The organism is Actinomycetes bacterium, assembly GCA_036510875.1.
Classification (GTDB): Bacteria; Actinomycetota; Actinomycetes; order Prado026; family Prado026; genus DATCDE01.
The window spans coordinates 1-9,195 of record DATCDE010000248.1 but is presented as its reverse complement, the minus strand read 5'-3'; the positions used below and the strand labels follow the sequence as shown (position 1 = coordinate 9,195).

Below are 9,195 nucleotides of genomic sequence, written 5' to 3'. Positions count from 1 at the left end.
GTTCGTCTACCTGATCGCCCGCGGCCACAAGATGCAAGAGCACGCCGTCGCCCAGGCCCAGGCCCAGGACGAAGCCGCCCGCCACTACATCCAAAGCGTCTCCGGCAGCAGCCCCAGCGCCGCCGACGAGATCGCCCGGCTAGCCGATCTGAAGGCTAAGGGCGCCCTCACCGAGGAGGAGTTTCAAGCCGCCAAGGCCAAGGCACTCGGCTAACGGTCCCCCAGCCCAATCATCCCGACTCCCTGACGGGAAACACCTCGTCCCATCGGGTCGAGTCGCGAGAGTTCGGTGACGGGCTCGCGGCGGTCCGGAGGCACGCGAGACGAGGATGGCGACGAAGTGGCTCCTAACCGGGAGCCCAACAGGACGGCGCAGACGCACCTCGTTAGGCCACGGTTAGGCCCGCTTCGCAGGACGGCGGGCGGCCACCCAGTCGTGACCAGTTGGACTGTCCGTGAGGATGGTGGATGAGAGGCTCAGCCAGAACCCGCCAGCCGGGGCCGCGATGACCAGCAGGGGCGCCGACGGGTGCAGCGGAGGTTCCTCGGGCGGTGCTCGACGCAGCAGCGACGCTGTTGGCGTTGCGGGGAGCGGACACGTTGTCACTCTGCGTGACATTGCCGTGGAAGCCGGCGTGCATCTTGCGCTGATCAAGCGCTGTGTCGTTCGCCGGGACGTTTCCCATCCAGTGACTTCGCGGCGACCGCTCCTCGCACCTGGTGTGGGTCGGAGCGGCCCGAGAAGTCTGCCGGCAGTCAGTCCGTTCGGGAATCCGACTCCCGGTCTCCTGCGAAGATCGGTCTATGGGACAGGGCATCAGCGCGGTTCTGGTCTTCGCGGTCGCTGTGGCGATCAGCCCGGTGCCGATCATCGCCGTCATCCTCATGTTGTTCTCGCGGCGGGCCCGGGTGAACGGCCCGATGTTCCTGGCCGGCTGGGTCGTGGCGCTGGCCACCGTCAGCGGTGTCTCCTACGTGCTTGCCCTACAGGGCGACGCCTCGACGAGCAGCACAACGTCGGACACGATCGCCTGGGGCAAGATCGTCTTCGGAGTTCTGTTCCTGTTGCTGGCGGTGCGTAACTGGCGCAGCCGTCCGGTACCGGGCAGTGAGCCTGAGATGCCGAAATGGATGGCGGGGATCGACAGCCTCTCGCCTGTCAAGGCGCTCGGCCTCGGTCTGCTCCTCGCCGGGGTGAACCCCAAGAATCTCATGCTCTCCCTGGCCGCGGGTTCCTCCCTCGCGCTACTGGGACTGCCCACTGGCGAGGCGGTCTGGTCCCTGCTGGTCTTCGTGGTGGTCGCGAGCCTGACCATCGGCGTACCCGTCCTCTACTACCTGGTCGGAGGCGAGAACGCCAAGGCACGCCTCGATGAGTTGAAGGACTGGCTGGCTGTGCACAACGACGCCGTGATGGCCGTGCTGTTCCTGGTCTTTGGCTTCGACTTGATCGCCCAGGGTTTGCCGCCGCTCACCTGAGCCGCTGGCCCATGCAGCTGGTTCGTCAGCCGACAGTGACGGCAGGTGCCATGGTGAGCGTGGCCAGGACCAGGGTGACGAGGGACTCGGCGCCGGTGAGTACCAGTTCGGCGACCGGATGGGCCCTAGTGGGCCCGGGATCGCGAGGCTAGGGTTGCCTGGGTGATAGTGCGGACACCGCTCGTGCCGGTCCCACGGCGCGACGGCGAGCTGCGTGGTGGTCTTGTTGTCACGCCTGGGTCGAAGGTGCGACCCCCGGCTGCCCGGCTCGGCCAGGTCCGGCGGCATCGACTGCTCCTTGGACTCTCGGAGAACCATTCCGAACTGGTGCTCGTGCTGGCCCCTGCGGGCTTCGGGAAGACCATCCTGATGTCGCAGTGGGCGGCAAGTGCCGGGCGGCCGGTGGCGTGGGCCACCGTCACTGAGAGCGACGCCGACCCGGTGGTCTTGATGTCCACCCTCCTGGCCGCTCTCAGTACCGGTGGGGCGGGGGTCGTCCCGCCGGACGGCGCCCTGACCGCCGACGAACCCGCGTTCTCCAGACGTGTGCTCCCCCAGTTCCAGGGCTCCCTCGAACAGTTGGACCGGCCGGTGACCCTGGTCGTGGACGACGTTCACGCCATGGCCGGTGTGCGGGCGGCTGTGGTGCTCTCCGCGGTGCTGGAGTCACTTCCCGCGGGCTCGCAGCTGGCCCTGGTTGGGCGGTCCCGACCTGACCTGCCCGTCGCACTGTGGCGCAGCCAGGGACGGGTGCGCGAGCTGGGACCGAAGGAGCTGTCGTTCGACGCAGACGAAGTCAGAGCACTGTTGGCTGCGCTGTCGATCGGAGAGCCCACAACCGCTCTGGTCGAGGAGATCTTGGACGCGACACGCGGCTGGCCGGTGGCGGCTTACCTCCAGGGGCTAGCCACCACAAGAGGTCATCAGCCACCCGACCTGCCTTCCCCCGCTGTGACGGACTACCTCGAGGGCGTGGTCATGGCAGGGGCGGCCCCGGAGCTTGTCGAGTTCCTGACTCGCTCATCGATCCTCGCAACTCTTTCTGCGCCGTACTGCGACTACGTGCTGGGGGTCAGCGACTCTCGCTCACTCCTGCGATCGGCGGAGGGAGCGACGCTGCTGGTCAGCCGCCTCGACGGAGCTGAGGGGTACTACCGCCTCCACCCGTTGCTGCGCGAAAAATTGGAGCGAGATCTGGTCGAGTCCGACCCCCGGGCGGCGAGCTCCCTGCACGCGCGGGCCGCGCGCTGGTGCGACGACCAGGGCTACGTCGAAGGTGCCATGGCGCACGCCGCTCGTGCCGGTAACGTTGACCTCTTCGGGTCGTTGGTCTGGGCGCGCGCACCCGGTGCCCTCATCGTCGGGCGGTACTCGTCGGTGCAAGGGTGGCTGGCCCTTGTCGAAGAGTCGGCGGTGACGCAGTCCCCGGCGCTGTCCCTCACGGCGGCCTTTTCTGCGCTCCTTCGTGCTGATGGCGCCGCGGCCATCCGCTGGGGGCAGGTGACGGCGGACCTGCTGGGCCCCGACTGGAAGGACCACCTTGATCGGTCGACTGTCGAGCCCTGTCTTGCGCTGTTGCTGGCGCTGCCCGGCAGAGCAGGGTTCGAGGCATCGGCTGCGCTCGCCGAGGCGTCCCATCGCTCGCTGCCACCCACGCACCCCCTGCGGGCCCTCGCGCTGCTGATCCACGGCGCGTACCTCGTCATAACCGGGGCGACCGAGGAGGGTCGGGCCGCCGTCGAGCGCAGTCGAGATCTCGCCCAGTCCCTGAACCTCGGCACCACCTGGGTTGGGTCCTCAGCAATGCTCGCTGTACTCGACATCCAGGCCGAGAACTGGACCAGCGCCGAGGAAGCCATCGAGGTCGCCCGACACGTCTGGCTTGAGCACGACCTCGACGACTACAGCACGACGGCGTGGATGTCCGGGGTGTCGGGCTTCCTCTACGCACGCGGCGGCTATGGGCGACAGGCTCGAGCGGACCTGCGGCGAGTGGAGGCGATGATGTCCGGCCTCCGCCCGCTCCTGCCGTGGCTGCAAGTGCTGGTCCAGTCCTTCGTCGCACGCGCCTGGGCCGCCCTCGGTAATACCGCTGCGGCGGCCACGGCGGAGCAGACGGCTCGCACCATCCGTGACCAGCTGCCCGGATCCACGTTCCTCGATGGCCTGGTGGGCAAGGCAGAGGAGGCGACCGGACGCTCCGAGGTCCTCGGCGGGCTGACTCCGGCGGAGCTGAGGCTGTGGCCCTTCCTGTTGGAGCGATCGACGCTGCGCGAGGTTGCAGCGCAGCTGCAGCTCTCGCCCGAGACGGTGAAGACCGAACTGAGGTCCATCTACCGAAAGGTTGGCGTCTCCTCCCGCCGCGAGCTCCAGGATCTGGCCGACGAGCTGGGTAGCACGGCTCGCCCAGGCACCGGCTCGCCCCGCAAGTCGCGCTGACTGCTCGAGCGCGAAGTTCCCCCGTCAGGGGGGATGCCGAACTTCCGGAAATCTCGAAGAGTCGAGTCCAGCAGCTTCGGCTGCGGCGTCACCGCCGCCCATCAGAGGGCTTGCCGCACCTGCCTCTGAGCCAGCGAAGGAGGGGATGCGCAGATGCCCAACAGCGTCGGCGAGCTCGGCCCGGTCGATTGGATCGTTGTGGAGTTCCCGGGCAACAAGTTCAACGGCGACATCGCACCGCACCTGGTGGACCTCGTCGATCGCGGCATCATTCGAGTGCTGGACCTTCTGGTGCTGACGAAGGACGCGGACGGATCCCTCGAGGGGTTCGAGCTGGGAGACCTGGACGACAGCGAGATCGGCCAGCTGCGAACCTACGAGGCCGAGCTGGCGATGCTGCTCAGCGAAGACGACGTGGAGTTGATCGCCGAGGCCGTGAACCCGAGCAGCACGGCCGCAGTCTTGGTCTTCGAGAACACATGGGCAGCGCCGTTCGCGTCGGCTGTCCGTCACTCCGGCGGCCAGCTGGTCGCCACGGGCCGCATCCCGGTCCAGACCCTGCTGGCCGCGATCGAGGCCGACACGGAAGAAGAGAGCGAGGAGATCTGAGATGCCACTTGCCCGGAGCAGGGCTCGTCGGGCCGGGGTGGTGGGGGCCCCGGTGGCGCGTACGGCCACGACCGTGGCGACCGCCGCTGTTGTCGCTCACGGCGTGAACCGTCGCGCGGACCGGCGGGACGACCGCCAGGACCGGCGCCGCTGAGCGGATCGCATCCCGGGCAATCACCCTATCGATGGCACATCAAGGAGGCCTGGACATGTCGCACGACGTTAGCGAGCGAGGTACGGGCGGGGCGATGGTCGCCGCCATCTTCATGATCATCGCAGGATGCTTCGGTCTCCTGCAGGGCATCGCCCTCATCGCCAAGGGCACGTTCTACGTCCAACCAGCGAACTACTGGGTCAACACCAGCGCCTCCGCGTGGGGCTGGTGGTTGCTCCTCGTCGGGCTGGTCGTCACCGCCGCAGGCTTCGGTGTGGTCTCCGGCGCTGCGTGGGCTCGTTGGCTGGGCATCGTCATGGTCAGCGTGCAGGCCTTGACCAACTTCGTCTTCATCCCGGTTCAGCCGTTCTGGGCGATCACGTTGATCCTTGTGGATCTGTGGGTCATCCACGCCCTGTTCGTGCACCGACGCGAAAGGGTCTGATCGTCAACGTCTGATCGTCAACGTCTGATCGTCAACCTCTGCGGGCGCCGCCGCGACCAGCAGAAAGCACGCCGACCCTCGCGGCGGCCGCCAGCAGGACCGACCCGCTTCGTACGCCAGTTTGAGCGTGTTGTCTAGCCCGAGGAGTGGCCATGAATGAGCCTGATCGCAGCAAGCTCCCGATCCGGCGCCCTGCCTTCGGCGGGACGGCGGCTCGGACGCTGCAGGGTTGTGAGCCGGACTGGGCGCAGATCGACCACGTCCACCCCCCGGCCGGCGCGCCCAATGTCTTGGTCGTGTTGATCGACGATGCGGGGTTCGGCAACCCGAGCACGTTCGGTGGTCCGATCGACACGCCCAACTTCACGCGGATGGCCGAGGGCGGGTTGCGGTACAACCGCTTCCACGTGACGGCGCTGTGCTCCCCGACCCGGGCCGCACTGCTGACCGGCCGCAACAGCCACACCGTGGGTTTCGGCTCCGTCGGGGAGTTCTCCAACGGCTTCCCCGGCTACACCGCGGTGCTGCCACGGGACTGCGTACCGCTGCCGCGCGTCCTGCGGGACAACGGGTACAGCACCGCTGCGTTCGGCAAGTGGCACCTCACTCCGGACGGCCAGCAGGGACCGGCCGGCCCGTTCGACCGGTGGCCGAACGGGTGGGGCTTCGACTACTTCTACGGGTTCCTCGGCGGCGGCGCCAGCCAGTGGGACCCATGTCTGGCCGAGAACCAGAAGATCATCGGAACGGACCCCGCCTTCTACGACGAGGACAACCCCTACTACCTGCCCGACGCGATGGCCGACAAGACGATCCAGTGGCTGCACGCAGTGCGGGGGCAGGACGCGACCAAACCGTTCTTCGCCTACTTCTCCACCGGGTGCAGCCACGCGCCGCACCACGTGGCCGACAGCTGGGCCGAGAAGTACAAGGGCAGGTTTGACCAGGGTTGGGACCGCATGCGCGAGGAGGTCTTCGCGCGGCAGCAACAGCTCGGGGTCGTTCCGGCGGATGCCGAGCTGACACCGCGGCACGAGGCGTTCCCCGCCTGGGATGACGTGCCGGAGCCGCTCAAGGCGTACTACGCGCGGCAGATGGAGGTCTACGCGGGGTTCTCGGAGAACGCTGACCACAACGTGGGCCGGGTCATCGACGCGATCGACGAACTGGGCGAGCTCGACAACACCTTGATCTTCTGGATCTGGGGGGACAACGGCGCCAGCATGGAGGGCTCGCCCACTGGCTCGTTCAACGAGCTGACCATGCAAAACGGCATCCCGCTCACCGACGAGATGCAGGTCCAGCTCGCCGAGCGCTACGGCGGGCTGGACGCCTGGGGCGGAGCGATGATGGACCCGCACTACTCGGCCGCCTGGGCCTGGGCCGGAAACACGCCCTTCCAGTGGGGCAAGCAGGTCGGCTCCCACCTGGGCGGCACGCGGAACCCGATGGTGGTCCACTGGCCGGATCGGGTCACCGATGTTGGCGGGCTGCGGTCGCAGTTCACCCACGTGACGGACCTGGCACCGACGATCCTGGACGTGTGCGGTATCCCGGCGCCGGACGAGGTCGACGGCATCGAGCAGGAGCCTCTGCACGGGGCCACCTTCGCGGACTCCTTCACCGACGCGGCCGCACCGCAGCGCCACACGCAGCAGTACTTCGAGAGCGTCGGGAACCGGGCCATGTACAAGGACGGCTGGTGGCTGGCGATGCGCACCGAGCGGATCCCGTGGGTCCTCACCCCGGCCGCGCTGCAGCCGTACACGCCTGGGGTGTGGAACCCCGACGACGACCCTGTCGAGCTGTACTACCTGCCCGATGACTTCAGCCAGGCGCACGACCTCGCCGCCGCCCATCCCGAGAAGGTCGAGGAGCTGCGCACCCTGTTCTGGTCGGAGGCGGAGAAGTACAAGGTGCTGCCCCTGCTGGCCACGCTCGGGGTGTTCTTCGGGATCGCGCCGCCGCTTCCAGAGGTCTCCACGTTCGAGTTCCGCGGCGATGTCGAGAACGTCCTGTCGGGCATGGTCCCCCGGATCTACAACCACTCCTACACGATCAGCGCGGACCTCGTCATCCCCGACGGTGGCGCCGAGGGGGTGATCGTGGCCGAGGCCGACCACCTCGGTGGCTTCTCGCTGTTCGTGGACGGCGGCCGGCTGACCCACACCTACTCGATGATGGGGGTGTTCGTCTTCCGCCAGCAGGCCGAGGAGCCGCTGCCGACCGGCGAGGTGACCGTTCGGATGGAGTTCGCCGCCGACGCGCCGAAACCGGCCACCGGCGGTGACGTCACCTTGTTCGTCAACGACAAGCCGGTCGGGAAGGGGCGTATGGAGCACACCGTGCCCATCCGCTTCTCCGGCTACGCGGGCATGGACATCGGGCGCGACAACGGTGGGGTCGTTGACCTGAGCTACGCCGACCGCAAGCCGTTCGCGTTCACCGGGACGATCAAGAAGGTCGTCTTCGATGTCAAGCCCCACCTCGCGGCCGCGGACGAGCATGCCGTGCACCTGGCCGCTCAACACGGCCAGGCGCTCCACGCAGTCACCGCCTGAACCGATCGATCACCGGAGGGAGTCGGCACTATGGCGTTCGACGAGGAAACGATCGACGTACTCATCGGCGGCTACCTGTCGAAGGACGCGGCGATGGAGGACTACGAGTCCGTCCTTGGCTGCGGCGGCTACCTGCACGGCGCGGTCGTGGTGACCAAGAGCCTCGAGGGCGAACTCGAGGTGCAGCAGACCGACCACATGGTGCGTGAAGGTGCGGAGGGCCTTGGGGCTGTCGGCTTCGTCGTCGGTCTGTTCGCACCCCCGCTGCTCGCCGCGACCGCCGTCGGGGCCGCCCTCGGCGCAGGGCTGGGCAAGCTCGCCCACCGTCGCATGGCGGACAAGCTGGAGCAGCAAGCCGGCGAGACGATCCCGATCGGGGGCGCCGGGCTGATCGTCGCCTACCCGCACTCCGCAGCCGGCACCGTCGAGCCCGCGGTCACGCGCGCCATCACCCGTGCCGTCGGCGAAGCCGAAGGCCACCACGTCAAGGCCCTCAAGGGCGCCATCGCCGACGCCCAGGCCAAGCTCGCACAGTCCCAGAGCTGAAACCCATGAGGCGGCCGCTGCACACTCCGGAGGGTCACACGTTCTGACGCGGGTGCGGACAATCAGACGAGGAAGGGCGCGCGCGGAAGCCGCGTGTGGGAGGCGCCATGGTGTCCGGTGGTCTGGGGGACGAACCTGAGGTTCCGCTCGTCTCCTTCGAGAGCGCGTACGAGGGCCGGTCATCGTTCGCGTCCTCAACGAAGCCTCCTTGGACGCGGCGCTTCGTTCCGCTCGTCGGGTCGATGCGGGGCTACTCGAGGAGCACGCTTCCCGTGGACGCCCTGGCCGGGCTGACCGTCGCGGCGCTCGCGCTTCCGGCCTCGATGGCATACGCGGAGCTTGCTGGGCTTCCCGTGACCGCTGGTCTGTACGCCCTGCTCCTGCCCGTCCTGGCGTACGCATTGCTGGGCTCCGGGCTGCGGGTGATGGTCGGCCCGGAAGGGGCCGTGGCGCTTCTCGTGGCCAGTGCTCTCGCACCGCTGGCCGCCGCGGGGTCGGCGCAGTACACAACGTTGGCGGCAGCCCTGGCTCTAGCCGTAGGCGCCGTCTTCCTCCTGGCGCGGCTGCTGCGCCTGGGCTGGGTCGCTGACTACTTCTCCCAGGCGGTGCTGGTCGGCTACATCTCGGGTGTGGCTGTGCTGATGATCCTCGGCCAGCTGGAGAAGTTGACCGGGTTGTCCAGCGAGTCCAGCCATTCCGTTCAGGCCGCACTCGACATCCTGCGGCACCTTGGTGACGCAAATGCGGCAACCGTGGGCGTCGGGGTCGCTGCCTTCGCGGTGCTCGTGGTCTTCGGGCGGTTCTTGCCACGCTGGCCAGGCGCGCTCGTGGTCGTCGTGCTGGGCATCGCGGTGTCGTGGTGGTTCGACTTGGAGGCGCGTGGCGTCTCGGTCACGGGTGCCATCCCGGCGGGGCTCCCGTCGTTCGAGCGTCCGGACCTCACCAGTTCTCAGATGCTCTCG

The 9,195-nt window shown here is 68.2% G+C and carries 8 protein-coding genes; all 8 read left to right on the top strand.

From position 1 onward, the window contains the following. Positions 1-214: SHOCT domain-containing protein (locus tag VIM19_14545; GenBank protein HEY5186086.1), on the top strand; the 214-nt coding region annotated here is incomplete at its 5' end. A 590-nt stretch (positions 215-804) separates the two neighbouring features. Continuing rightward, positions 805-1,479: a GAP family protein gene (locus tag VIM19_14540; GenBank protein ID HEY5186085.1), complete on the top strand. Its 675-nt coding sequence runs from the start codon at positions 805-807 to the stop codon at positions 1,477-1,479. Between the two features lie 327 nt (positions 1,480-1,806). After that, positions 1,807-3,918: a LuxR C-terminal-related transcriptional regulator gene (locus tag VIM19_14535; GenBank protein ID HEY5186084.1), complete on the top strand. Its 2,112-nt coding sequence runs from the start codon at positions 1,807-1,809 to the stop codon at positions 3,916-3,918. Positions 3,919-4,071: 153 nt separating this feature from the next. Then, a complete protein-coding gene (locus tag VIM19_14530) occupies positions 4,072-4,527 on the top strand; it encodes a DUF6325 family protein (GenBank protein ID HEY5186083.1) in 456 nt (151 codons plus the stop codon). A gap of 209 nt (positions 4,528-4,736) precedes the next feature. Next, positions 4,737-5,126 carry a hypothetical protein gene (locus VIM19_14525; GenBank protein ID HEY5186082.1) on the top strand — a complete coding sequence of 130 codons (390 nt, stop codon included), beginning with the start codon at positions 4,737-4,739 and terminating at the stop codon, positions 5,124-5,126. Between the two features lie 152 nt (positions 5,127-5,278). Next, positions 5,279-7,687: an arylsulfatase gene (locus tag VIM19_14520; protein ID HEY5186081.1), complete on the top strand. Its 2,409-nt coding sequence runs from the start codon at positions 5,279-5,281 to the stop codon at positions 7,685-7,687. Between the two features lie 30 nt (positions 7,688-7,717). Then, positions 7,718-8,233 carry a DUF1269 domain-containing protein gene (locus tag VIM19_14515; protein ID HEY5186080.1) on the top strand — a complete coding sequence of 172 codons (516 nt, stop codon included), beginning with the start codon at positions 7,718-7,720 and terminating at the stop codon, positions 8,231-8,233. Positions 8,234-8,505: 272 nt separating this feature from the next. Beyond that, on the top strand, positions 8,506-9,195 hold a 690-nt coding region (locus VIM19_14510), incomplete at its 3' end, for a SulP family inorganic anion transporter (GenBank protein ID HEY5186079.1).

Bases quoted from the DNA above. Each gene is read 5' to 3' on its own strand.
- VIM19_14515 (HEY5186080.1), top strand. From the start codon at position 7,718: ATGGCGTTCGACGAGGAAACGATCGACGTACTCATCGGCGGCTACCTG.
- VIM19_14540 (HEY5186085.1), top strand. From the start codon at position 805: ATGGGACAGGGCATCAGCGCGGTTCTGGTCTTCGCGGTCGCTGTGGCG.
- VIM19_14530 (HEY5186083.1), top strand. From the start codon at position 4,072: ATGCCCAACAGCGTCGGCGAGCTCGGCCCGGTCGATTGGATCGTTGTG.
- VIM19_14520 (HEY5186081.1), top strand. From the start codon at position 5,279: ATGAATGAGCCTGATCGCAGCAAGCTCCCGATCCGGCGCCCTGCCTTC.
- VIM19_14525 (HEY5186082.1), top strand. From the start codon at position 4,737: ATGTCGCACGACGTTAGCGAGCGAGGTACGGGCGGGGCGATGGTCGCC.